General features: G+C 50.9%; 26 protein-coding genes. 11 read left to right on the top strand and 15 right to left on the bottom strand.

Annotation, left to right across the window (positions count from 1 at the left end; translation table 11 throughout):
- Positions 1-4: 4 nt before the first annotated feature.
- Entirely contained in the window at positions 5-679 is a 675-nt protein-coding gene (locus tag A3K92_RS05715) for an adenylate kinase (RefSeq protein ID WP_088885347.1), read from the bottom strand.
- A gap of 57 nt (positions 680-736) precedes the next feature.
- Between A3K92_RS05715 and A3K92_RS05710 the strand changes: the two genes are divergently transcribed.
- The 3 genes from A3K92_RS05710 to A3K92_RS05700 all read left to right on the top strand — a co-directional run bounded on the left by A3K92_RS05710 (position 737) and on the right by A3K92_RS05700 (position 2,973).
- Positions 737-1,183, top strand: coding sequence for a single- stranded DNA-binding family protein (locus A3K92_RS05710; RefSeq protein ID WP_088885346.1), 447 nt, complete (start codon positions 737-739; stop codon positions 1,181-1,183).
- A 69-nt stretch (positions 1,184-1,252) separates the two neighbouring features.
- On the top strand, positions 1,253-2,026 hold the full coding sequence (locus tag A3K92_RS05705) for an alpha/beta hydrolase (RefSeq protein WP_088885345.1): 774 nt from the start codon (positions 1,253-1,255) through the stop codon (positions 2,024-2,026).
- 2 nt (positions 2,027-2,028) lie between these two features.
- Positions 2,029-2,973: a hypothetical protein gene (locus tag A3K92_RS05700; protein ID WP_088885344.1), complete on the top strand. Its 945-nt coding sequence runs from the start codon at positions 2,029-2,031 to the stop codon at positions 2,971-2,973.
- A gap of 45 nt (positions 2,974-3,018) precedes the next feature.
- On the opposite strand, the gene A3K92_RS05695 is transcribed toward A3K92_RS05700, so the two are convergent.
- Positions 3,019-4,038, bottom strand: a complete 1,020-nt coding sequence (locus A3K92_RS05695; RefSeq protein ID WP_088885343.1) for an adenylosuccinate synthetase — start codon at positions 4,036-4,038, stop codon at positions 3,019-3,021.
- 133 nt (positions 4,039-4,171) lie between these two features.
- Here A3K92_RS05695 and A3K92_RS05690 point away from each other — a divergent pair, with 133 nt between their 5' ends.
- From A3K92_RS05690 to pfdA, 3 genes are all read left to right on the top strand, one after another.
- Positions 4,172-5,104 carry an SDR family oxidoreductase gene (locus A3K92_RS05690; protein ID WP_088885342.1) on the top strand — a complete coding sequence of 311 codons (933 nt, stop codon included), beginning with the start codon at positions 4,172-4,174 and terminating at the stop codon, positions 5,102-5,104.
- A gap of 214 nt (positions 5,105-5,318) precedes the next feature.
- Positions 5,319-5,891 carry a CBS domain-containing protein gene (locus tag A3K92_RS05685; RefSeq protein ID WP_088885341.1) on the top strand — a complete coding sequence of 191 codons (573 nt, stop codon included), beginning with the start codon at positions 5,319-5,321 and terminating at the stop codon, positions 5,889-5,891.
- Between the two features lie 44 nt (positions 5,892-5,935).
- A complete protein-coding gene (gene pfdA, locus A3K92_RS05680; RefSeq protein ID WP_088885340.1) occupies positions 5,936-6,349 on the top strand; it encodes a prefoldin subunit alpha in 414 nt (137 codons plus the stop codon).
- A 331-nt stretch (positions 6,350-6,680) separates the two neighbouring features.
- Here pfdA and A3K92_RS05675 read toward each other — a convergent pair whose 3' ends face one another.
- Positions 6,681-7,256 (bottom strand): metallophosphoesterase, encoded by a 576-nt coding sequence (locus A3K92_RS05675; RefSeq protein ID WP_335755196.1) that lies wholly within the window; start codon positions 7,254-7,256, stop codon positions 6,681-6,683.
- Between the two features lie 563 nt (positions 7,257-7,819).
- Between A3K92_RS05675 and A3K92_RS05670 the strand changes: the two genes are divergently transcribed.
- Positions 7,820-8,611 (top strand): nitrilase, encoded by a 792-nt coding sequence (locus A3K92_RS05670; protein ID WP_088885338.1) that lies wholly within the window; start codon positions 7,820-7,822, stop codon positions 8,609-8,611.
- Here the strand turns inward: A3K92_RS05670 and A3K92_RS05665 are convergent.
- From A3K92_RS05665 to A3K92_RS05640, 6 genes are all read right to left on the bottom strand, one after another.
- Positions 8,599-9,381 (bottom strand): methyltransferase domain-containing protein, encoded by a 783-nt coding sequence (locus tag A3K92_RS05665; RefSeq protein ID WP_088885337.1) that lies wholly within the window; start codon positions 9,379-9,381, stop codon positions 8,599-8,601. The two genes, A3K92_RS05670 and A3K92_RS05665, sit on opposite strands and share 13 nt — an antisense overlap.
- A 48-nt stretch (positions 9,382-9,429) precedes the next feature.
- On the bottom strand, positions 9,430-10,668 hold the full coding sequence (locus tag A3K92_RS05660; protein WP_088885336.1) for an MFS transporter: 1,239 nt from the start codon (positions 10,666-10,668) through the stop codon (positions 9,430-9,432).
- Between the two features lie 63 nt (positions 10,669-10,731).
- Positions 10,732-11,892 (bottom strand): NAD(P)/FAD-dependent oxidoreductase, encoded by a 1,161-nt coding sequence (locus A3K92_RS05655; RefSeq protein ID WP_088885335.1) that lies wholly within the window; start codon positions 11,890-11,892, stop codon positions 10,732-10,734.
- 2 nt (positions 11,893-11,894) lie between these two features.
- A complete protein-coding gene (locus A3K92_RS05650; RefSeq protein ID WP_088885334.1) occupies positions 11,895-13,373 on the bottom strand; it encodes an FAD-dependent oxidoreductase in 1,479 nt (492 codons plus the stop codon).
- Between the two features lie 165 nt (positions 13,374-13,538).
- A complete protein-coding gene (locus A3K92_RS05645; protein ID WP_088885333.1) occupies positions 13,539-15,155 on the bottom strand; it encodes a sodium/proline symporter in 1,617 nt (538 codons plus the stop codon).
- Positions 15,152-15,331 carry a hypothetical protein gene (locus tag A3K92_RS05640; RefSeq protein ID WP_088885332.1) on the bottom strand — a complete coding sequence of 60 codons (180 nt, stop codon included), beginning with the start codon at positions 15,329-15,331 and terminating at the stop codon, positions 15,152-15,154. The genes A3K92_RS05645 and A3K92_RS05640 overlap by 4 nt, the downstream gene beginning before the upstream one ends.
- Positions 15,332-15,482: 151 nt before the next feature.
- Here A3K92_RS05640 and A3K92_RS05635 point away from each other — a divergent pair, with 151 nt between their 5' ends.
- Entirely contained in the window at positions 15,483-15,968 is a 486-nt protein-coding gene (locus A3K92_RS05635; RefSeq protein WP_088885331.1) for a hypothetical protein, read from the top strand.
- Here A3K92_RS05635 and A3K92_RS05630 read toward each other — a convergent pair.
- On the bottom strand, positions 15,965-17,131 hold the full coding sequence (locus tag A3K92_RS05630) for an OBG GTPase family GTP-binding protein (protein ID WP_088885330.1): 1,167 nt from the start codon (positions 17,129-17,131) through the stop codon (positions 15,965-15,967). The two genes, A3K92_RS05635 and A3K92_RS05630, sit on opposite strands and share 4 nt — an antisense overlap.
- Before the next feature lie 184 nt (positions 17,132-17,315).
- Between A3K92_RS05630 and A3K92_RS05625 the strand changes: the two genes are divergently transcribed.
- Both A3K92_RS05625 and A3K92_RS05620 read left to right on the top strand, forming a co-directional pair.
- The gene (locus A3K92_RS05625) at positions 17,316-17,732 is read left to right on the top strand and encodes an Lrp/AsnC family transcriptional regulator (protein WP_232460937.1); all 417 of its coding nucleotides are present in this window, start codon (positions 17,316-17,318) and stop codon (positions 17,730-17,732) included.
- 283 nt (positions 17,733-18,015) lie between these two features.
- Positions 18,016-18,354, top strand: a complete 339-nt coding sequence (locus tag A3K92_RS05620; RefSeq protein WP_088885328.1) for a transcriptional regulator — start codon at positions 18,016-18,018, stop codon at positions 18,352-18,354.
- Here A3K92_RS05620 and A3K92_RS05615 read toward each other — a convergent pair.
- From A3K92_RS05615 to A3K92_RS05605, 3 genes are read right to left on the bottom strand one after another with little or no spacing between them, the layout of a single operon-like run.
- Positions 18,351-20,033, bottom strand: coding sequence for a DUF4910 domain-containing protein (locus tag A3K92_RS05615; RefSeq protein ID WP_088885327.1), 1,683 nt, complete (start codon positions 20,031-20,033; stop codon positions 18,351-18,353). The genes A3K92_RS05620 and A3K92_RS05615 overlap by 4 nt on opposite strands.
- Complete coding sequence (locus A3K92_RS05610; protein WP_088885326.1) at positions 20,034-20,471, bottom strand: hypothetical protein; 438 nt, start codon at positions 20,469-20,471, stop codon at positions 20,034-20,036.
- A gap of 10 nt (positions 20,472-20,481) precedes the next feature.
- Positions 20,482-21,195, bottom strand: coding sequence for an RAD55 family ATPase (locus A3K92_RS05605; protein ID WP_088885325.1), 714 nt, complete (start codon positions 21,193-21,195; stop codon positions 20,482-20,484).
- A gap of 100 nt (positions 21,196-21,295) precedes the next feature.
- On the opposite strand from A3K92_RS05605, the gene A3K92_RS05600 reads away from it, so the two are divergent.
- Positions 21,296-21,922: an HAD-IB family phosphatase gene (locus A3K92_RS05600; RefSeq protein WP_088885324.1), complete on the top strand. Its 627-nt coding sequence runs from the start codon at positions 21,296-21,298 to the stop codon at positions 21,920-21,922.
- A 151-nt stretch (positions 21,923-22,073) separates the two neighbouring features.
- Here the strand turns inward: A3K92_RS05600 and A3K92_RS05595 are convergent, their stop codons facing one another.
- Positions 22,074-23,297, bottom strand: a complete 1,224-nt coding sequence (locus A3K92_RS05595; protein ID WP_088885323.1) for an A24 family peptidase C-terminal domain-containing protein — start codon at positions 23,295-23,297, stop codon at positions 22,074-22,076.
- A 16-nt stretch (positions 23,298-23,313) separates the two neighbouring features.
- Positions 23,314-23,478: a class III signal peptide-containing protein gene (locus tag A3K92_RS05590; RefSeq protein ID WP_088885322.1), complete on the bottom strand. Its 165-nt coding sequence runs from the start codon at positions 23,476-23,478 to the stop codon at positions 23,314-23,316.
- Positions 23,479-23,566 lie beyond the last annotated feature (88 nt).

The following is a 23,566-nucleotide window of genomic DNA, read 5'->3' as shown; positions in this document are numbered from 1 at the left end:
CATATTACTCGTGTTCTTTTCTCTTTTCCTCTCTGGATCTGATGTAGTCGAGCAACGGTTTTATCCTTTTCCAGACCTCCTCTATTGACCCGTCTCCATCGACGCGAACGTAAATGCCTTTTCCGCGGTAGAACTTTATTATGGGTTCCATATTCTTCGTGTAAATCCTGTAGCGCTTTCTAACGACGTCTTCCCTGTCGTCCGGCCTCTGGATGAGCTTTGACCCACAGAGGTCGCAGACCCCCGGCACCTTGGGTGGGTTATATTTCACGTGATAAACGGCGCCGCAGTTTGGACATATCCTTCTCCCTGAAATCCTTTCAATGCTTGTCTCTTCGTCGATGAAGATCTCTAGAGCGAGATCCAACTTTATACCGTGGTCGTAGAGGTAGTTTTCGAGGGCTATTACCTGTTCGGGCGTTCGTGGATAGCCGTCGAGGATGAAGTTTTCCCTCTGCCTTCTGAGTTTCGATATTATCAGGGTGTTGACTATCGTGTCCGGTATCAGGTCGCCCCTGCTGAGGTAAGCTTCCATCTCAAGGCCCAGGGAGCTTTTTCGCTCTATCTCATGCCTTATCAGATCGCCCGAGGATATGTAGGTCAGGCCGTAGTCCTCGACGATTCTCCTCGAGTGAGTGCTCTTTCCGGAACCCGGAGGTCCGAAGATCAATATGTTCACCGGTGACCACCAATAAGGATTTATGTACCTAGGTAGAATAAATTTTTGGTGATGTCCATGAAGCTGAGTACCGGCTACGTTCGAGCCTCAGGCTACGCCCACAAAGTTAGAAGGGTTCTCTTTGCACTAACGCGAGGAAAGGTTGAGCCCAAGGAGGTGGTTAGGGCCGCCGGAGAGCTCAACCAGAGAATATTCGAGAAGCTCCAGGAACTCAGTGTTGAGAAGAGCGACGTTGTCAGGATTACCGTGCCGTTCAAAATTGAAGACGGGAGAATAGCGTGGGACTACGAAAACCTTCACGTTGAGGTTTACAGAAAGAGCGAGGAAGAAAAGCTTGCCAAGGCTATGGAGGAGGTTGAAGAAAGGGAAAAGCAGCTGGAGGAGAGAATCAAGGAACTTGAGGACGTGGCAGTCCGGCTCAAAGCCCTCTCTGAGGAACTGATAGAAAAGCTTGAGCGCCTTAAGGAAGAGCACACCTCACTGAAGCTAAGGGCTGAGGAGTGAACTATTTCCTTTTGTTTCTAAATTTCCCGCTAGGCTTTCTATCAAAAGGCTCTGGTTGGAGGGTTGAGGATGGATGTTTACAAGGCCAAGTTCGGAACCCCTGAAAGGGGCTGGGTCATTTTAGTTCACGGCCTCGGAGAGCACAGCGGGAGGTATGGAAAGCTGATAGGGATGCTGAACGATGCCGGCTTCGCCGTCTACACCTTCGACTGGCCCGGACACGGGAAAAGCCCGGGCAAGAGGGGGCACACAAGCGTCGAAGAGGCTATGGAAATAATTGATTCCATAATTGAAGAATTAGGTGAAAAACCCTTCCTCTTCGGCCACAGCCTCGGCGGTTTGACGGTTGTAAGGTACGCCGAGACGAGGCCCGACAAAATCAGAGGTGTAGTGGCTTCTTCACCGGCCCTCGCCAAGAGTCCTGAAACGCCGGGCTTCATGGTGGCTCTGGCAAAGTTCCTCGGGAGGGTTGCTCCAGGCCTGACGCTCTCTAACGGCATAAAGCCAGAACTCCTCTCAAGGAACCCAGAGGCCGTTAAGGCCTACGTGGAGGACCCGCTTGTCCACGACAGAGTCTCGGCCAAGCTTGGGAGGAGCATCTTCGAGAACATGGAGCTTGCCCACAGGGAGGCGGGGAGAATAAAAGTCCCGGTTCTACTCCTCGTTGGGACTGGGGATGTTATCACTCCACCAGAAGGCTCGAGGAGGCTCTTCGAGGAGCTCAAGGTAGAAGACAAAGAGCTAAAGGAGTTTCCAGGAGCTTACCACGAGATATTCGAGGACCCCGAGTGGGGGGAGGAGTTCCACAGGAAGATAGTTGAGTGGCTCCTCCAGAGGTCTTGAGAATGGTTGAGGTGATCGTGGGAAAACCCTCAAAGGGCAACATTATCGGGCCATTCATAATAATTGGCGCCGTTGCAGGGATATTCGTTTACAAGGGACTTGAGATATCCCTTCACATCTCCCAGAATGTTCTCTTGGCGCTTGGAATCACAGCGGTCTTTGTTGTTGCTTCTTTCGTTCTTGGTTTAGCCATTGTCAAGCGCCGCCTTGCCCACCTTGATGCCTTCCTCTCAAAAGCCCGGATAGAGGATGATGGAATCTACCTCCAGGAGGAAGTTGACTATGAAACCGGGGTTTACTCCGCTAAGGGCTACTGGAGCAGCTCGGGAAGGAACAGGACGTACCGTGTGTACTCAAAGTTTCAGGAAAACGAGAAGGGCAAGGCCTCAAGGGTTCCACTTCCCTCCGGGAAGTTCGTGGTCAGTGTGAAACGCGATGACGAGGGTTACATCTCCGCTCCGGCAGTTAAGCTGGGAGGTAAGTATGAAGGGGTTATCGTAATGGTTCTCGAGCCCAGAGGGGCCGTTAGGGGGAGTGGAACTTTAACCGTAACCTATGGAGATGACTATGCCACATTAAATTTTGAAGGAAAGGGAAACATCCTTGAGGGAAAGGTAAGTTCATTCATTAGAAAGGCCAGGAAGAGCAAGGTGGAGCTTTATCATGAGGATTACCCCTCCAATCGCTTTAAAATAGCTGAGGGACTGAACTATGCTTTTTCATTCAACCCATTCAGATGGCTGAAGCCGGGTGAAAAGACCGTTATTGTGACCCTCCAAGATTTCTCTCCAAAGGATTTCAGAAGGCTCTTCGGCATGGGTGAGTACTTGATGGGACATGGAAAGTACGGGATAAGGCTCGTCATCGACGTTCCCATGCACAGAGACATTGGTAAAGAGGCTCACTTTGAGGTTGTCCTCGTTAATTCCCGAGATCATGAAGAATGAAGAGTAATAATCTTGCCTAGTTGATTATTGAATTGGAATGAATGACTAAACGTTCTCCCTCCTGTCTATTATGTGCTCCAGCTCTGGCCCGGTCTTGATTAAAGCCACTGGAACGCCAACCCTTTCTTCTATTTCCTCCACGAACTCCTTTGCCTTCTTTGGGAGCTTATCGTAGTCAGTGACGCCGAAAGCCCTTTTGTCGTACTTGTCGAGCATCGTCAAAGCGAGCATCGTCGCCCCGTTGAGCCTGGCGGAGTAGCGGGCAAACTCGAAGTTAAACCAGCCGACGCGGCGCCTCCTCCCTGTAACTGTCCCGTACTCAACCAAGCCGAGCTTTTCAGCCTCTTCCTGGCTCATCTCTGTCGGGAACGGGCCGGCTCCAACCCTTGTCGGAAAACTCTTGAAGACGACTATGACGTCATCAACCCTCGTCGGACCAATTCCAACGTCGCTCGCAATGGCTGAAGCGGTCGTATCCTTTGATGTTACGTAGGGGTAAGTTCCGTAGTAGAGGCTCAGCCCGAAGCCCTGGGTCCCCTCAACTAGGACGAGCTTGCCTTCATCCAGGGCGTCGTTGACCTCGGCGGCAACGTCTGTCAGGTAAGGCTCAAGTTCCGGGATATCTCTCGCGAGCTTTGCCCTTCTCATTACCCTATCTGCGTTCGCCGGCCCGCAACCGCTTCCTGTTGTTCCTATCTTATCGTGGAGGTGTCCGTTCGTTCTATCAAGCTGTTTGTGCTTCTCCTCGATTATTGCACAGCGGTAGTCAATGCCGACCCTCTCAGCAACTTTAAAGTCCTTAAGCGCTTCGAGCTCTTGGAAAAACACTTCGGGATCAACCAGAACGCCTGCACCAACTAAAAGCCGCGCCTTCGTCTGCATGAAGCCCGTTGGAAGCTGCCTCACTGCGTATTTTCTGCCGTTTATAAAAACGCTGTGTCCTGCGTTCGTTCCGACTCCACCGCGTGCTATAACGTCCGGTTTGTCCTTCAGGGCGAGGTAAGCTATTATTGACCCCTTGCCCTCGTCACCCCATTGGCCGCCAACAACGATGTAGCTCGGCATGGCTCCTTACCCATATTTAAGTCAAGAAGGGGTTTATAATGGTTTCGAGTTTGGCATGAAAATGTTAAAATAAAACAGACCAGATTCCAAAAGGTTAAAACTTGCGACAAAAACCAAAGGTGGGGGATTAAAGGTGAAAAACAAGCTGGTAGTCGTTACTGGCGGTGCAGGCTTCATAGGCTCCCACATAGCCTGGGAGCTCGTCAAGGACAACGAGGTCATAGTGATCGACAACCTCTACACCGGGAAGGAGGAGAACGTCCCGCCCGGGGCGAAACTGATAAAGGCGGACATAAGGGACTATCAGAGCATAGCCGAGCTGATAAGCAACGCGGACTACGTCTTCCACGAGGCGGCTCAGGTCAGCGTCGTCGAGAGCGTTCGCGATCCGATCTTTACCGAGGAGGTCAACGTTTTGGGGACGCTCAACATCCTCAAGGCCCTTATTGAGGGCCACGGGAAGCTGATATTTGCCTCTTCTGCGGCAGTCTACGGAGACAACCCCAACCTGCCGCTTAAAGAAACAGAGAGACCGAGGCCCCTCTCACCCTACGGCGTCACGAAGGCAACTGCTGAGGAATACCTCAGGGTCTTCCACGAGCTCTATGGTTTGCCCGTTGTGGCCCTCCGCTACTTCAACGTCTTCGGCCCGAGGCAGGGGTTTAACCAGTACGCTGGAGTAATAAGCATCTTCATAAACCGGGCCCTGGCTGGGGAACCCCTTGTAATTTTCGGCGATGGAAAGCAGACGCGCGATTTCATCTACGTTAGGGACGTCGTTAAGGCGAACCTTCTCGCCGCGGAGAGCAGGAAGGCGAACGGCAGGGTTTTCAACGTGGCTACGGGCAAGCAGACAAGTATTCTTGAGCTGGCAATGAAGGTGATCGAGATAACGGGAACTACGAGCTCGATAATCTTCGATAAGCCAAGGCCTGGCGACATAAGGCACAGCCTCGCGGACATAAGTGAGATAAGGAAGCTTGGCTTCGAGCCGGAGTGGTCGCTGGAGGAAGGCCTCAAGAAGACGGTGGAGTGGTACGCTAGGACCCATTCTCAGCGGGAGTGAAGTTGGAGACCAGTTTTTATCTTTTTCTCTTGGAACCCTTGCCTTATACGGAGGAAGGTCAGGGCATAGCACAGGAGGAACAAATCGCTGAGGATCTTCTCCAGAGTACGATAAGATCAGCCGGCTGATTTTCATAATCTGGTTGACGTATCTTCACTTCATCAAAGCCCTTCCGAGCTAAGGTTTATTAACCTCAGTGATCCTGATATAACCGGTGGTAGTTACGGTCGTGATACCCCGTCCAATTGATCCCTCAATCATCAGGAAGATACGCCAGGAACTCGGGATAACCCAAGACGAGCTGGCCAGAAAGGCAGGGGTTACACAGGCTTATATAGCCAAACTCGAGAACGGTAAAGTTGATCCGAGGCTTTCGACCTTTAACAGGATTCTTCAGGCTCTTCTGGAGTGTAAAAAGGCCCTGCCTAAGGCTGCTGACGTAATGTCTTCCCCCGTTATCTCAGTTAAGCCCTATGAGAAAGTCGAAGACGTTATAAAACTCATGAATGCCCATAATATTTCCCAGATACCGGTAATAAGCGGCAATAAGGTCGTGGGCTCGGTAACAGAACGATCCCTGGTGAGGCGCAGCCTGGAGTACGAAGATATCTACGACAGGAAGGTCATCGAGGTTATGGACGAGCCTTTCCCGATAGTAAATGAGGATGAAGACTTAGAGGTTGTCAAATACCTCCTTGAAGAACATCCGGCAGTGCTTGTTCAGGATAAAAACGGAAAGATTGTTGGCATAATCACGAGGGTTGATATCTTTAAAAGAAAGGGGTGAAAAACCCTTTAAAGGGTTGGGAGTATGGCAGCGTGGTGATGATAATGGCAGAGAGAAACGAGAAGCTTGAGCGTTTGGCTTACGAGTATCAGCTTCTCCAGGCACAGGCACAGCTGCTGGCCCAGAACTTGGAACTTTTGACGCTGGGAAGAAACGAGTTCCTAGCTGTCAAGGAGACCCTGGAGAAGCTTGAAAAAGTGGAAGATGAAAAACCCGAGATTCTTGTTCCAGTCGGGGCGGGATCGTTTCTTAAGGGGGTCGTAGTGGATAAAGAACACGCCATAATCAGCGTTGGGGCAGGTTATGCTGTGGAGAAGGAAATAAGGGATGCAGTGTCCTACCTGGAGAGAAGAATCCGGGAGTACGATGAGGCCATAGCGAGAACTCAAGAAGCCCTCAAGAAGCTTGAGCTTCAGCTTCAGGAGCTCGCTAAAAAAGCCCAGGAACTTCAGAAGTGACTCTGGGCGTTTACTTTGACCCATTTATTGATTTTCCGAGATGTTTAACTCTTGTTTACATAATTCACAATGCTCCAGTTTTTTCGTGAAAACATTTTGGATGTCTAATAGGTCATCACCAATGTCCTAAGATGATCTTTGCGGAATTCAAATGAAAAAACTTAAATAGGGGTTCTTGAATGTTTTAATGCCTGAGTAATCGGCTCAAATCCAAATAAAGCTTAACTTGCAGCCATGATATAAATCACGTCATGAATGGTTTAAATAGGCCTCTTCGTGGGTTGAAATCAAAGCGGGTCCGGTGGGCTTGAGGCCCGCCTTCTTAATTTCTCTACAGCTCAATCCTTCCAATGTACGTTCCCTCAGGGAGGAACAAATCTGCGTTCTTGGCTTCTCTTAAAAATGGGACTAATTTTATTCCACTTCTTATATCGAATCCCTCTAGGAAGGGGTTTATCGTGGGGAATATCAGGAACTTCCCGATACGGACGAATACCTTGATTTTCTTCGCGGTTACCCCTTTAAAGGTGTAAGCAGGATGAACGTGGCCCAAATAACCCTCGAAAAACTCCACGCTTGGCAACTGCTTGTGTCCATGTAAAAAAAGAAGACCATCCAGCAGAAAGTGGTCGACAACCTTCACATTGGGGAACTTTGAGGTAACCTCCTCCAGTCTTCCGTCGTGATTTCCCTTTGTCATCACCACGTTAAAATCTCTGATCTTCTCGAAAAAACGGTTGAGAATTGATTTCATTTCGAAGCTCAATCCAAGGGGCTCTTTTAGATCGCCCAGGATTATCACCAAATCGGGATCCTCTAAAAGGATGAACTCGGACAGGATTTCCTCAAAATGGGTTCTTATCCTGAGGCCCCGGGAGAGCTCAAACCCGAGGTGAGGATCGGCCATTATAAGGGTCTTGCCAAGGGAAGTGTTCAAAGAAAGCGAAAACTTTCTGAGTTCCATAAAGTCCATCTTGGAATCACCAAAAAAGAGAATGAATGGAATCAAATCAGGCCGCGCTCTTTTCTGCGCTGCCTCTTAAGGCGCCTTATTCTCTTCTTAATCCACTTCCACCTCATTCTCCCTTTTTTCTTCCACTTCCTTGGTCTCCTCTTCATGATCGTCACCTCCTATTCCTGGAGAAGTTTAGAGGCATGTTTTTAAGTTTTTCCCAAGAGATTGCCTGCCAGTGCTAGTGAGCGGATTTTGAAGGTGGTTTTAGATAAAACCTGCTAACTGGAAAAGTTTTGCCCTGCAAAAAATTACTGTGGCTTTGGGTTTCTTTTCCAGTTATATGTGATTTAAAGGTTAATTTGACTTGATGCGTTAGTTATAAAAAAGCATTGACAAAAAACAGTTTTCAAATCGTGCAATTCTTAAATAACGCCTGGTTAATCCCGTAAAAATCGCCTGCGTTGAACGATAATACTTATGTACCTTTGTTGCATGTTCCCAGTTAGGTGGAACACGTGATCAGGGTTGCCTTCGGGCAGATGTACCCAAAACTGCTGGAGCCTGAAGAGAACTACCTAAAGGCAGAAAGCCTAATCGAGAAGGCCGCGGAGAATGGTGCCAAGCTTATAGTCCTTCCTGAGCTCTTCGATACGGGATACAACTTTGAGAACAGAGAGGAAGTCGAATCGGTTGCCCAGCCCATTCCAAACGGAAAAACCACCAGATTTCTTGTTAAGGTGGCAAAAAAATACAGCATTTCCATAGTTGCCGGGACTGCAGAAAAGGACAACCTGGGAAGGCTTTACAACTCCGCAGTCGTCGTCGGGCCGCAAGGTTACGTGGGCAAGTACCGTAAGATACATCTCTTTGCCCGAGAAAAAGAGTTCTTTGAACCCGGTAACCTTGGCTTCGAGGTGTTTCAACTTGGCTTCGCAAGGATTGGAGTGATGATATGCTTCGACTGGTTCTTCCCCGAAAGCGCGAGAACGCTGGCCCTCAAGGGAGCCGAGATCATAGCCCATCCCGCTAACCTGGTCATGCCCTACGCTCCAAGGGCCATGCCGATAAGGGCTCTTGAGAACAGGGTGTACACGATAACGGCCGACCGCGTCGGCGAGGAGAGGGGCCTGAGGTTCATAGGGAGGAGCCAGATAAACTCCCCCCTGGCCGAGACCCTGGTGGAAGGGAGCGAAGACGGAGAGGAGGTTGGAACAGCGGAGATAGATCTAAGCCTTGCGCGGAACAAACGGCTTAACGACTACAACGATATTTTCAGGGATAGACGGCCCCAGTACTATGCCCGTTGAGTTTTTGGTTCCCTGAAATAGAGAATATCGCCAACGCCGGCATTGCCGTGCTCTTTTCTTGGTATTATCCTCACCCTCTCAAAAACGAGTTTTCCCATGCCCGCCAGTCCGGCGAGATCCCAATAACGGGTTTCTATCTCTCCTATTTTTTCCCAGCCAGGAAGCCGGTAGTAGCCCCTAATGATGACTCCCCTCAGCGGGTCGTAGCCCTCATCGAGGGAAACTACCGTGTAGTTTTCTCCTTTGACTTCGGGAACTATCTCCCGATATGCCTTCCTGTAGAAGAACGTACCGAAGCGGTCCATTTCTTCGATCATGAAGACTCCGGAGGGCGTGAGAATCCTCGAAACGTTCGTGAAGAGGTCTGCCGCTTGATACGGATCGAAGTGAGGCATTGTGTAGCCCCACAAGAGGACAACGTCGAATTCCCCGAGCTTACTCAGATCGTCGAGGCAATCCATAACGGCCCCGTAAACTTCCCTCTCGCCGTTAAGCCAGCTCTCAACTTTTAGGATGTCCTCTTTTCGTTTGTCCACTAAGGTAAGAGAAGCCTCGACGCCCCACTCTGTTAGGACCTCGAGAAGAGCCGCCCCAGCTATTCCAGTGCCGGCGCATAGATCCAGTATCCTCAGCCTTCTTCCATCGGGGAGAAGGGTTTTCTTGACGGTCCAGTTGAAGAAGGCTTTCAGCGCCATGTACCTTTTCCTGGCGGTTTCGCTATCGGGATCCATATAACTCCTAAGGTACGAGTAGAGCTCCTCCAGGGACATTTTATCACCCGTGTTATTGTGGTAGAGGTTTTTAAGAGGTTAACGGAGTTACCCGGGCAGTTTGAGTGCAAGCAGAAAAGCCAGTCCTAGAGGAATCAACGTGCTCACGAAATTGAGCTGGAAGCTTATGCCGGACAGGTAGCCGCCGATGAGCGGGCCAACAACCCATCCGAGGCTCATCATGGCGTTTAGCAGGCCCATCCCCTGCGCCCTCTCGCTAACCTTAACGTTCTGGGCGACGTAGGCTGATGTCGAGTTTATCGTTAGAATCCACTTCACACCTGAGAGGAAAGCCACTCCAAAGACCAGCCAGACGTTTTTAACGAAGGCGTAGAGCAGGAAGGCCAGGCCGTAGCCCGCTATGGCCAGTAGGTAGAACCTCTTGGCACCGTACCTGTCTATTAGCCTTCCAAGGAAGTAGCCGGTTAAGGCCGCGGCAAGGCTTTCAACCCCAAAAATAACTCCAACGCTCCACTCGCCGAAGGCCTCCTTGAAGTAAACCGATGAGACGCTGTAGAACTGCCCGCTCGCTATCATGACAAGAAAAACCGTAACGTAGAAAAGGCCGAGGTGGCCGCGCATGAGTTTTTTAAAGGCCGAGCCCTTAACGGTCGCGCGCCAGCTTTCCCTGCCCTCTTGGACGAGTATCATGCCGAAGATGGAACGCTTTCCGGTCGGCCTCTCTCTTATCAAAAGAACCAAACCCGCGGAGAGGAAGAGCAGAAAGCCAGCGATGACGAAAACGCTTTTTATGCCGAAGTACTCGACGACGAAGGACCCCAAAAAGTTGCCCACCATATAACCGGCGTTCTCTATCGAGTTGAAGAGGCCGAATATCGAGCCAGCTCTCGTTGAAAGCTCCGAAATGAGGGCCGAGTGAGCGGGCGTCATTGCCGAGCCGAAAATGCCCTGGAGGGTTCTCAGAATCAAAACGCCGGTTGCAGAGTTGACGAAGGCTATTGCAGTGTAGAAAACTCCGATCGAGGCTACGCCAAAGGCTATGAAGGCCTTTCTGTTGCCGGTTGAGTCGGAAAGCCAGCCGAAGGGGTACTGGAAGACGGTAGAGGTTAGGTTGAAGGCGACACTGAGAAGGCCGACCATGAACATGCTCGCGCCGAGGAGGCTCATATAAACGCTCAGATAGGGAAAGGCCATGCCAAAGGCGACGTTTGCGATAAACATCGCTATGGCCAGGATTAAAATATTTCTCCGCTTAACCCGGAGCTTTTTGAGTTTTAGAGTCCTCTCGCGCTTTCCCTGGATGACGACCCTTTCACGCTTCGGCATCAGCCGAAAGAACGATGGAGGCTTTATAAAATTTCCGTCGAAAGGATAAGAAAAGGGTTGAAGTCAGCCCATCTGGAGGGCCTGACCGCGAAGTTCGCCGCGCTCGAAGCGGTACGGGTCGTACCATTCAACCGGGAGGTCTGTCCTGCCCTTCGTTATCAAGTCGGCAACCATCTCAGCAACTGCCGGCGCCATCATAAAGCCGTGGCCGGAGAAGCCAGCCGCTATGTAGTAGTCGCTCAGCTCCTTGATTTTGCCTATGGCCGGGTTGCTGTCCGGTGTTTTGGCGTAGTAGCCTGCCCACGTCCTCAGGATGAGGAGCTCCCTCAGGGCGGGAATTATCTTGGTGAAGTAGTAGCTCACCTGGCGCATGAACTCGTAGGTTGGGTTCAGGTCGTATGTCGGCCCCTCCTCGTAACCGACGCCGCCTATTATTCCGCCGTGGTTCGTCTGGGTGAGGTATGCATGGCTGTAGCGGAATGAGATTACCATCGGCTTAACCGAGCCCCTCTTTATGGGCTGAGTTATAACCGCCTGGTGTTTGTAGGGCTCTATCGGGATTTTTGTCCTTATACCCGCCATAGCGTTGATGAGCTTGGCCCAGGCGTTGGTGGCGTTGATGACTATTCCTGTCTTTATCGTTCCCCTGTTCGTCTTGAGGCCCTTAATCTCGCCGTTTTCTATGATGAAGTCCTTCACTTCCGTGTACTCTACTAACTTGGCTCCAAACTCTTCAGCATGGAGGGCAAATGCCGCCGTTGAATGGAACGGGCTGGCCTTTCCGTCTGTGGGGTTCCAGGATGCGGCAACGACCTCGCTGATGTCCAAAAGCGGGACTATCTCTTTGGCCTCCTCTGGCGTTATGAGCCTAGTAGGAACACCGAACTTGTTCTGTATCGCGATGTTCCTCTTGAAGGTCTCGACTTCGTCATCGTCGTAGAGAAGGAAGAGGTAGCCCGTCTGCTCGAAGGGGAAGCCATACTCCTCGCTGTACTTCTTCCAGAGCTCGACCGAGCGCTTCATGACCTGAACGTTGGCCTCGTCGTTGAACTGCTGCCTTATCCCCGTCCCGCAGCGGAAGGTGGAACCCGAGCCGATAAAGCGCTTCTCGATGACTGTAACTTCCTCTCCGCGCTTAGCTAACTCGTGGGCTATCGTAACTCCAACTATTCCCCCACCGATGACCGTTATCTCACTCTTTTCTGGGAGAGTTTTCGTCGGCATATTCACTCCCTCCCGGCAACGACCTTCATCTTGACGTTCTTTATGGGCGGCCTCGCAACGGGTATGTCGAGCCTGTCCATCGGCGTTCCACTTCTCTGAGAGACAAGTAAAGCTCCGTTGAAGAGGCAGAAGCGTCCTTGGCAGAAGCCCATCGCAAGGTGAGTGAGCCTCTTTATGATCTGCAGGTCTGTTATGCCGCTCTTTACAACGTCGTCCACTTTCTTCAGCGTGACCCCACAGCCGCATATCTGGACGTCTTCGCCGTTGAAGCCGTCGAGCGGAAGCTTTGGAACCGGCCTCGCCACCGGTTCGTAGTCCTTAAGTTTGCCCTCGTAAATGCAGGGTTCTGCCTCAAGACCGAACTCGCTGAGGATGTAGGCACCAACCAGCTTGCCCTCTAGGTAGTTCGCGTAGTGGGGCTTTATGCTAACCGCGCTTCCGGCGACGTAGATTCCCTCGCGGATTCTGTGGTTTGAGTCTATGACGGGCCTGTAGTAGCCGCGCTTGAAGTACAGTTTTCCTCCTGCCTGAGTTATCGGGTTTATGTCGGGAATCCTGCCGTCGGCCATAATCACCGCGTCAACTTCGTAAACGTTGCCGTTCTCGTCTATGAGGCGCTCAACCTTGTCGTTACCCTCAACCCTCTTCGGATTGGGAACGACCACATACTCTATGCCCCAGCGGTCGAGTTCGGCCGTTATCTCCTCCGGGAAGGCCCCAACTACAGCGACCTTCCTTCCGGGCGCGACGCCCCAGACGTTCATGACTTCGAGGGCGTCACTCCTCCTGAAGACTCCAGGCCAATCGTTGTTCTCGAAGAGCATTATCGAATCAACCGCCCCAGTAGCAAGAACAACGCGCTTGGCCATGAACTCTATCAGCTGGTCGTTTCTAACTGCCGGAACGAGGAAGTACTCCCCCTTGTCGAAAACTCCCAGCGCAGTGGTCTTGAGGAAAACCCTGACGTTCTCCGGGAAGTTCGTGAGCCTTTCTATCGCCTCCCTCGGGTTTCCAAAGTCCTCCTGCTCGACTCCCTTGAGCCACATGTCGCCACCGAGCCAGTCCTTTTCCTCAATGAGCGCAACGGTGAGCTTTCCTCCAATCTCTTCGACTACGCCAAGTCCAGCTGGGCCAGCACCGACAACAGCGACGTCAACGACATAGCGGAGAACGGGCTTCCCCTCGTCTATCTCAACTTGCTCCTGAAACTCATCGTAGCGCTGCCTCTCGATTTTCATACCGTCCTTGAGCTTTAGCTTCCTGCCGTTAACGTTCTTGACGCCGTTTACCTTAACGGGAACCGGGCCGAAGGTGAAGGCTCCCCTGTGCCTTCCCTCGGTGCTTGTGGTGAGCCAGTAGACGCCGTTGGCGAGCATGGCAACGGGGAACTTCTCGCCCTCATAAGCTTCGTAGGGCTTCCCCTCAAAATAAATCGTGACTTTCTTAGAAGGGTCCTTCTCGGTCAGGTCGAGCGGTCTCATGCTCCCACCTCGAAAATTTTACAATCGGCGCTCTTCCTTATACACCGATGTTTATAAATGTTAAGCTGACCAAAGATGGTTTAGAACCTTTGGTTCAGTATCTCGATGACTCAAAACACCGGACAGAAGACGGCCGGGGAAACCAAAAATAAGGAGGGGCAAAAATCAGGCGAGTCCCTTTGCCATGACGAACTCGGCGACGTTCTCGACCTGGCTCTTGGCCCTGGTCTCGGTGATGCTCTTCCTGCCGGTCTCGATGGGCACCTTTCTGAATAACTCCTCGTGGAGCTTGACCACATCTTCCGGCGGCTTAGTGAGGAGGCTGACGATTATGATGATGAAGAGCGTTATGAAGAAGTTGATGAAGAACACTGGAACTCCGTTGAACCAGCCACCGATCGTGCCCCAGATACTCGGTGCGTCGGGGTTGAAGGCCCAGCCGTATATCTTGGCCTCGAAGATGACCTCGCTGACCAGACCGTAGGCCATTCCTACGATTCCGCCCTCCTTGGTAACGCGCTTCCACCAGAGGCTGAGCGTGAGTATCGGGCCAAAGCCGACTGCTAAGCCTCCCCAGGCCGTTGCCACCATCTGATAGATGATTCCCGGACCGCTTATGGCAAACCAGAGGCCGAAGAGTGCTACGATGGCAACTACAACCCTCGAGATGTTGACCATCTGCTTCTTACCAAGCTCCTTGCCGAGAACCTTGTGGTAGAAGTCCCTCGCTATGGCCGAGGAAGCCACGAGGAGCTGGGAATCGGCGGTGCTCATGACGGCCGAGATGATGCCAGCTATGACGAATCCCGCGAGCCAGCTGGGCATGAGCTCAACCGCAATTGCCGGGATAACCCTCTCGGGGTCGCTGACATTGAGCATCCCTGCTTGGTAGAGCGCAAAGCCGAGGAACCCAGCGAAGAAGGCACCCCACAGGACGATGGTTGTCCAGATACCGCTGATGAAGATACCCGGCCTTCTGAGCTTCCTCGGGTCCTCAACGCTCATGTAACGGGTTACTATGTGCGGCTGTCCGAGGTAGCCGACTATCCATGAAGCATAGCCGATGGCGAAGATTATAGCCGCCCAGCCGGTAGCCCCTCCGAAGGGATGAAGCTTGGTGGGGTCGGCGGAGGCTATTATTTCCGTAGCTTTATCTAGCCCACCGATCTTCGCGAGGGCGAGGAATGGCACCACTATAAGCGTCAGCAGCATGAAGAGGGCCTGAACGACGTCCGTCCAGACGACAGCAAAGAATCCCCCGGTAATAACGTATGCCGTGAGGACGATGACGGTTACGAGTATTCCCGTGTTGACGCTTACGCCAAAGCCCTCCGCAAAGGTCTTTCCTCCCGCTGTAAATTGTGCCGCGACGTAGGCGGTCATGAAGATTATGATTATCAGGGCGCTCAGAATTCTTATCAGCTTGGTGTCGTCTTTAAGACGGGCCTCAAGGTAGTCCGGGACTGTGATTGCCCTGAATTTACCTGCGTATATTCTAAGTCTCGGGCCTATGAGGACGTAGTCAGCCAGCGTACCGAAGAGACAGCCTATTCCAGCCCAGAATGCCCCCAAACCGGCTTTAAAGGCGCTTCCAGGATAGCCGAGCATCAGCCAGCCGGAGAAGTCGCTCGCCTTGTCTGAGAGGGCCGCGGCTAAGACGTTAACCTTTCTACCCCCAACGAAGTACTGGTCCTCGGTCTTGGTGTACTTGTTGGCCCACCAGCCGATGTAAGCCAGGAGGGCGAGGTACACCAGAAAACCAAAGAGCACTCCCGCGTTCATAGCTTACCCTCCTTCCTCAGCTCTTCAACCAGGTCTTCGTCGTATGCGAGAATCTCTTCGTCAACATAGTATTCCTTTCCCGTTATTATGTCCCAGAAACCGTAGAGGAGCATCGTCAAAAAACCCAAAATCGTTGGAACCAACAGAGTTGCCCAAGCTGCACCGCTAAGCCCCATCTTGAACCCCCCTGAATATATATGCTGGCCAATGGTCAGCACTGTATATTGTTGCCAAAAAGTTATAAACCTATCGTTTTAAACTAAATGTGAAAACTTTGGCTGAAGTCAGAAAAACATCCAATTAAAACAATTTGTAACGGTGTTTGAAATGATTAAGGTTAAAGTAATGCGCCCAATATTCTATCCCGACACAGAGGAGAAAGATTTCGTGCTCTACCCGTACCACATCTTTCACCTAAGGCTCTTCTACAGGCGCCTTGGCATGAAGGACAGGGTTATGGACTACTTTGCCTACGTTGACCTCTACCGTTTGGGGGCAGAGAGAGGTGACGATTTCATACCCCTTGAAGAGTGGAACGTTGATGAGCGGAAACTCATGGAACCCCTTGTCGGCTACGAGGAGGCTGAAAAGAAGGCCTTTGAGAGCGCCATAACGTGGGGGAACTCAAGGGTAATCTCTTGGTGGCTCCCCAGGATAGAGGTCGTGAGGCAGGAGATGGCCTACAAGGTCTTCTGGATATACGAAAGGAACGGGGAGAAGCTGATCATGGACAGCCTCGACGGGAAGGAGTATTCCCTGAGCGCAATTGTTGGAAAGAACGGGAGAAGCTGTAAGGGGCCGTTCTGCCGCTAACGTGCATGGATTTCAACTATATCGCCGTCTTCCAGCACGTGGTCGGCTCCGACCCTCTGGCCGGGGAACTTGACGCTCTTGCCCCAGACGCGAGCGTATCTGAAGTTCTTGGCGAAGTCCTTGTGGATTCTCTCCGCCAAATCCATAACGGTTGAGCCCTTCTTGAGGGCAACCGGCGGATAAGCAGGCTCTTCGCCGGGGCTCTTCGTAAAAACTCTGATTATTCCAGCCAGCTCGTAGAGCTCGTCCTTGAGCTTGTCGAGGTTTATTTTCCTCCTTGCCGAGACGGGAACTATCTTAAATCGGTCACCGTAGGCTTTGACGAGCTTCTCGTAGTTCTCCTTACTGCCGGGGGCATCGCCCTTGTTGGCTATGATTATCGCTCTCCTCCACACCAGACTGTCATCTATTGCATCGGCAAACTCCTCTAAGGTTACTGGCTCTTTGACCGTTATCTCCGCGGAGTGAATCCTCTCCTCCCGGAGCATCTTCATGACTTCCTGGATATCGCCTTTGATGTTCTCCTGGCCGTTGATCACAATCCCACCGCTGGCCGTTCTCTTGATTTCGACCCTGGGTTTTCTCTTGTTAACCTTAATTCCTGCCCTCTCAAACTCCCTTAGAAGGATTTCCATCTGCCTTACCGGGTCCTGCGAGAGATCAACCACTATCGCTATGGCATCGGCGTTCCTTATGACGCTCAGGAGCTGAGGTCCCATTCCCTTCCCGAGGGCAGCACCTTCAACCAGGCCGGGAACCTCGACCAGCTGTATCTGAACGTCCTTGTGGTGCATCATACCCGGGATGGGCTCCACAGTCGTGAAAGCGTAGTCGGCCACGTCTGCATCAACGTTCGTGAGGGCCCTCAGGAGGGAGCTTTTGCCGACGTTTGGAAGGCCTGCTAAGACTATCTGCGCCGCTCCTTCCTTTCTAACGGCCATCGAGGGCCCGCCACCACCCTTCTTCATCTGGCGCTGCTTCTCAAGCTCCTTTCTGAGCTCTGCCAGCTTTCTCTTTATCTGCAATCTGAGCTTTTCCGTTCCCTTGTGCTTTGGAACGGTGGCATACATTTTTTCAAGTGCCCGTATCTTCTCCGGGATCGTTTTGGCGTTTCTATACTCCTCCTCTGCGGCAAGGTACTCAGCGGTTACGTTCGTTGGCATCCTGCACCACCCTCTGCTCCCAGAATATGCACGGGGGATGAGTTTTATAAAAGTATGGTGGAGTTTGCATTCTATGTTCTGTCACAACACGAGTAATCGGCAGGTTTATATACTGGTTCGAAAATTTTTAGTGGTGGTGGCGTTGAAGGGTGGGTCGCTGGATGCCACTGATAAGAAGATTCTGATGATTCTTCAGAAGGATAGCAGAACTCCACTGAGAGAGATATCCAAGGAAGTTGACCTCGCGGAGTCTACGGTCTATGAGAGGATAAAGAAAATGCGGGAGAAGGGAATAATAAAGAGGTTCAGCGTCGTTCTCAACCCCAACGCCCTCGGTCTCAACATGCTGGCTTTCGTCCTGATAAAGGCCAAGGCGGGTATGTACTCTAAAGTTGCCGAGGAGCTTAAAAAGAATCCAAAAATCGTCGAAGTTTACGAGACCACTGGGGACTACGATATGGTGGTTAAAATCCGCGCCAGGGACAGTGAAGAGCTCAACGAATTTCTAGACAAGATCGGTGACGTGGAAGGCGTTGAATCCACCCATACCATGGTGGTTCTCAAGGTACACAAGGAGGGGGTTGACCTTCCAATTGAGTGACCTCCATTTTTTTAAACTCGGTTTTCCTATTATTCATGCCGACAGCGAGGGGACAATACAGTCTCCTCGCACGGGCTCGGTTTTCCCGCCTCCGCAAGGTTGTCGGGTTCAATGAGCGGAGTGTGCTCACGCCGAGCCCACAGGGCCGGGAGCATCCACCCGCGCGAGCAAATGAACGCGGGCCTCTGTGCCCGGCCCACACTTTGCGTCCTCTTTGGGGCATAAGGCTCGATCACAAGACTTTTAAATACCTATGAAGATAATAGTTCAGAGGGAGGAATTAATGGCTTCAGGCGAGGAGCTCTACGAAAAGCTGGAGGGCTTCCTTCGGAACCTTGGACTCAAAAAAACTGAGCTGAGGGTATACCGTCTCCTTTTGGAAAAGAAACGACCCATGAGAATTACGGAAATCCAGAAGGAACTTGGGATGAGTGAAAGATCGGTTAGGGAGTACGTTCTTAGCCTCTATCGTAAGGGTATTCTCAGAAGAAAGCTTATTGAGAGAGGATGGCTTGGATACGCCTACACCGCCGTTTCTCCCGTGGAACTGCTTGAGCGTATAAAGGAGAACATACTACAAAAGATAGACGAGCTCGAAAAAGAGATAATGAAATCCGGCTAGACAGTTTCAATGATCTTCGCCTTTTCCAGGAGGGTAATAAGTACCTCCAGCTTACTCTTTTCGATTCCTCCGTATTCCTCTGAAAGGGCTTTGTAGGCTTCGTCCCTCGGGAGGAGTTCGCCCAGCATAACGAGCTCGTGGAGGTGGAGAAGAGTTTTTCTGTCCTCCGTTAACTTTTCGAACTCATCAAGCTTCCTTGGGGCTTTGTTTTTTATTACGTCCTCACTAATCCTTCCCCTCAGCCTCCACCTGAGCCATGGAGTTTTTTCAAATTCGTATCCGATGTCCATTCCTATGAACTTTGAATCCCTGGAAAGGCCGAGCATAACGAGCCTTTCTGCCGTCTCCGTCTCCCGTTCCATAGCAAGTTCGCCGAGGTATTTGAGGGAGTATCCTCTTGCAAACCGCCTGAGTTTCTTCTCATCCTCACTTGCCAGGAAGATAACGGACGAGAGAACTGATCTCCCTATTATCGCCAAAGACTCCATGCTCAGTTTCTCAGGCGTGTCCATATTTGAGTGATAAAATCTGTCCGGCCAGGTTATTGGCATCACTGCGGGAATTCCGAAAAAGTTGAAAACGTCGTGATCGCTTCCCATCTCGTAAGGATAAGCTCTGACTTTCACTGCCGGGATTCCTGAACCGGAAAGGCTCTTTTTGCTTGAGACGTTGTGTCTCTGGAGAAAGTATTCCAATACGCCGGAAACAATAGAGAACCTTGAAAGGGGTGTCCTTACTAGCATTATAGTGGAACCTGAGCGGTCTTCGCTCCCACCAACCATGTCGAGGTTTATCGCCGAGTAGTAGTCATTGGACTCTCCTTTCCTCCCGATAAACGCTTGGCTTCCATAGTACTCTGGGATCCACAGGAAGGCAAATCCAAAGCGGAAATCGCTCTTATAGACCTTTGAAAGTATTTCAGCGAGCTCAACCAGCATCGCACTACCGCTTGCGTTGTCGTTTGCCCCGGGTTTTGGGTGGCAGACATGGGCAGTGAGCAATATAAAAGGCGGTTCCCCGATTTCAGTGTACAAAATTGGAAGTTTTTCCGAGCTTTTTATCTCAGTTACAGCTCTAAAACTAAGCCGGGGTTTCTTTCCTGAGAGGTAGTCTGAGATCATCTTCTTGGCCCAGCTCTCGGGAACAGCAAATGCGGGAATTTTCGCCCATTTTAGATCCTCTTTAGTGAGAAAGAGACCTATGTACGGGACTGCATTGTCGGTTCCTTCCCTGTATGAGACAAAAGCGACGGCACCGATCTCGTTGGCTTTTCTGTAGGCTTTTCTCCAGTTCTTCCCCACAAGAACGACCTTTTCGTGGGCCTGCTCCCAGTCGGAGTCATTCAGAATCGGCACTATCTCGGCTTCCCCTTCCCCCGGCGGGGAGTGCGCCATAACGACAAGAGGGGTTTCCTCCGAGCTAAGAGTTTTTTCGTTGAACCTCACCTCTCCTTCAAGGAGATCCCAGGCTATTGGGCTCTGAAGGGTTAGATACCAGCTCTTTCCGTCGTATTTTTCGTAGTGTGTTTTAGGGGACAGTCCAATGTTTGAAAGCTCGTCTCGGAGATACTCAACGGCATCGACTAATCCTCTGGATCCTTGAATCCTGTGGAACTGGGTTAGCTCCTCAACCCGGTGGAGAATCCTCTCCGGCTTAAGTTTTTCTGCGGACTCGTACATTCACATTTCACCCATCTTGAGCATTTTTGGAATTTCCAGATGCTTCAGAGTGTCTAAGAACTCTGGGGGAAGGAGGAGTTTAGTGGTCTGGAGAAAGCGTGCGAACTCGACTTCAAATCTTTCACCCTCTTCCTGCGGTGGCGTCTCTACCCTGAGCTTTTCTTCTACCTCTATTCTTCCCTTTTCGATAAGTCCCAGGTTTATTTCCTCCTCCCTTTTCTTGGCTCCTTCTTCTCTCCCCCGTCTGTATGCGCTCCTCACCAGGTCATACACGCCCAGCTTTTCCGCCTTTCGATATAGTTCTTCCTTTCTTTCTCTGACCCATCCAACCCATTCACTGTGTCCTCTGTAGCCAACAAAATAACCGAAGGAGTAAGCGTCCTCAAGAAGGGCTTTTATCTCCTTCTTCACATCTTCACTGGATTTTTTCTCTCCCATAACCACCACCTCAGAAGGGGGCTTCTGGGTAGACCTGTATGCCGTCCTCGGTGAAGTGTATTCTCTTCAGGTTGCTGTCGTGGGGGACACCACGCATTTTCAGCACTTGGAGGGCGCGGATCATCTGGTAGTTCCTCATGAAGTGGTGGATCACTATGACGCCATCGGCTAGGTAGTGCTCGTCCGTGTAGGAGTCGCCTTGGAGCATTTCGGCGGTTATTATGGTTGTTACTTCAAGCTCCTGGAGTGCGCGGATGAATCTTCCAAGTGCCCATCGTTTGTTTTCGGAATCCTTGACGAGATGCTCTAGGGAGGTGAACGAGTCTATCACAACTCTCTTTATCTCTTCCTCATTTATAGCCTTTAGAATGGCGTTGAAGAGCTCGGTCCAGCTCATCTTGTACTCAGCCCTTAGCAGGTAGCTCCCAAGGTCGTGAAACGTTATCATCTTGGATTTCACGTATCCCAGAAGGCCAAAGTTGTACCTGAGCATGTCCTGGATTATTATTTTCGGGTTTTCAACCAGGGAGATGAAGGCCCCTTTTTCTCCGTTTTTTGCACCTTCAACGAGAAACTGTATTCCGATGGTAGTCTTTCCACTTCCCGGAGGGCCAGTTACAAGGTAGACCCTTCCGGGCAGGAATCCCCCGCCTATGATGTCGTCGAGTCCCGGAACACCGGAGGGAACTCTGTCAAGGCTCTTGAGGAGCTCACCAACGTACATCTAATTCACCCTGACTTTTAATTCTGAAATTTTTGTATTTAAAGTTGCCTCTCCAGCAACATTTTTATTGATGCATTTAATCTGGTTGGTGGTGGGTGTTATGGTAAGGCTGGCCGCTTTTGACCTCGAGGGAACGCTGGTAAAATCAGTTTCCGGCTGGGTTGAACTTCACAAAAAGTTCGGAACTTGGGAAAAGGGAAAGGAATACGCCGAAATGTTCTTTGAGGGTAGGATAGACTACGCCACTTGGGCTGAACTGGATGCATCCCTCTGGAAGGGACACACAAAGGAAGAGATCCTCGAGTGGGTTGAATCAGTGGAGCTCATGGAAGGGGCGTATGAACTTTTTGATTTCCTGCGGGAGAACAATTTTAAAATGGCCATCTTGAGCAGTGGTCTTATGTGTCTGGCCAGAAAAATCGCGGACGATCTTGGGGCAGATTATGTGTTCGCCAACGAGCTAGTTTTCGACGAGAACGGCGTCATAACAGGAAAAGTTATCCCCAGGGTGGATTTTGTTGGAAAGGGGTCGATCCTGAGGGCCCTCAAGAAAGAACTCTCTCCTGAACTAACCGTGGCTGTCGGAGATGGGTACAACGATCTTTCAATGTTTGCAGAGGCAGATGTTAGTATAGCAATAAACCCTCACGAAGGGGTTGAGGGAGATCATGTTGTTGAGAACCTGTACGAAGTGATCGAAATAATCAGGGGCCTGATAGAGGAGTGAGGTTTTTAATGGGTTCCTCCAAACCCTCCTGGGTTCGGCCTCCCGCCCTCCCCGCAGAAACATGAAGCGGGGCTTCCTGCCGAACCCACAGGGGGGATGAGGAGCTTTTGCTTTGCTGAAAGTTGATGACCACGCCCTTCACTGACCCCCGCTACAGTCCCGCCGTCTTTAGGACAAGCCACCAGAACACGTCCCCCCAGAGGGCCGCGATTAGGAACCCCAGAAAGATGCTTGGTGCGAAGGGCATCGCTTTCTTCCTCAGGAATCTGTTGTCCAGTTTTCCTTCCCTCACGAGTTCCTTCAGCTTCTCTATCTGCTCCTTCTTGAGTCCTTCTGCCGTTGGGGATGCTATTATCTCGCCTCTATAGACGTTCTGGGATTTGATGCTTCCGGTTCTTATGGCATCTCTGAGAACCTCAAAGAAGCCTCTCCTGTCCCTCTTAACAACATCCCTCTCAATGTATATGGTCTCCCCCAGTATGTCCCATTCCCTCAACTCCTCAACGGGAACTTCCTCAACAAGGGCTTCCTCCCTAAGAACCCGAACTACGGAGAAGAATACTTTGAATGAATACATCACAGCCAGTAGTTTGACAAATGCATAAAGGGCGTCTGTTCCTACGAGGTAAACCAGGTAGGCAAGAGAGACAAGACCCGCAACGTCTCCAGCTTTTCTGTACTTTCCAAAGACCACAAAAAGAACAATCGTGAGGACGTACTGGTAAATTCTCCCCACTGAAAAGCCGATCTGATTTAGAAAGACGGCCAGGGCAGTTCCAACCAAAAGCCAGAGGGTTACCTCAACTGAGAGATATGCCTTCTCCGAGAAGACGTCCTTAAGTCTCTTGGTGTTTTTTCTAACCAGGAGCACGCCCAGGGCGTAGACGAAAAGAAACGGAAAAACGGCGAGTACGCTGTTAAAGAGGATTGCTATAGGATAGAGGGGGTAAGAAGTTTCGTAAGGGGCAACAACCTTGGCTAAGCTTAGTGGGTACGGCAGGAGAGCTGAGAATGCGGCCAAAATCAGGACATCTCCAGAAGCCCACGCTCCCGTGTAATACAGAATCAGCCCAAGAACCAGCCCGATGAAAAAGCCCAGGATTCCGGAAATTGCCAGCAGATAGTCTCCTTTGATGAGCCCGAGGTAGAGGTAGACTATAAAACCGATCTCCGTTGCAGGGATTATTATTTTTTCCATCCATTTCGGAAGCTGGACTTCTTCCTCTTCGTTTTCCAGTCCTTTTGCCTTTTCCACAAGAAAAAGGGTGGGGAAGACATGATTATCGAATATGAACCCAGTTTTGATGTCAGTGTATGAAGTAAAAATCCCCATCAGTGATCCAACTAGGATAATGAGTACACTGTACCACTCCATTCCTTTCCCTCCAGTATCAAAGGTTTTCCAGAACCCTCTCTCTAACGGTCTTTGTGTAGTTGGAAATCGTAGTCTCGAGCTGTTTGCTTGTGTCAATAACGGTTTTCATTGCTATACTCACAAGAATCAGGGCAGCTGCGAGCATGAAGAGATACTCTATGGCAGTTTGAGCCCGCTTCATCATCATCCACCTACATCTATCTCTGGCGTTCCCATGATTTAAGGGTTTCCCTGCCAATCTTTTTAAATCATTCCCACCTCTAAACTGT

The sequence above is a fragment of the Thermococcus gorgonarius genome (genome assembly GCF_002214385.1).
GTDB lineage: Archaea > Methanobacteriota_B > Thermococci > Thermococcales > Thermococcaceae > Thermococcus > Thermococcus gorgonarius.
Note: the sequence above shows the minus strand (reverse complement) of the source record. Positions and strands in the feature narration are given on the sequence as shown.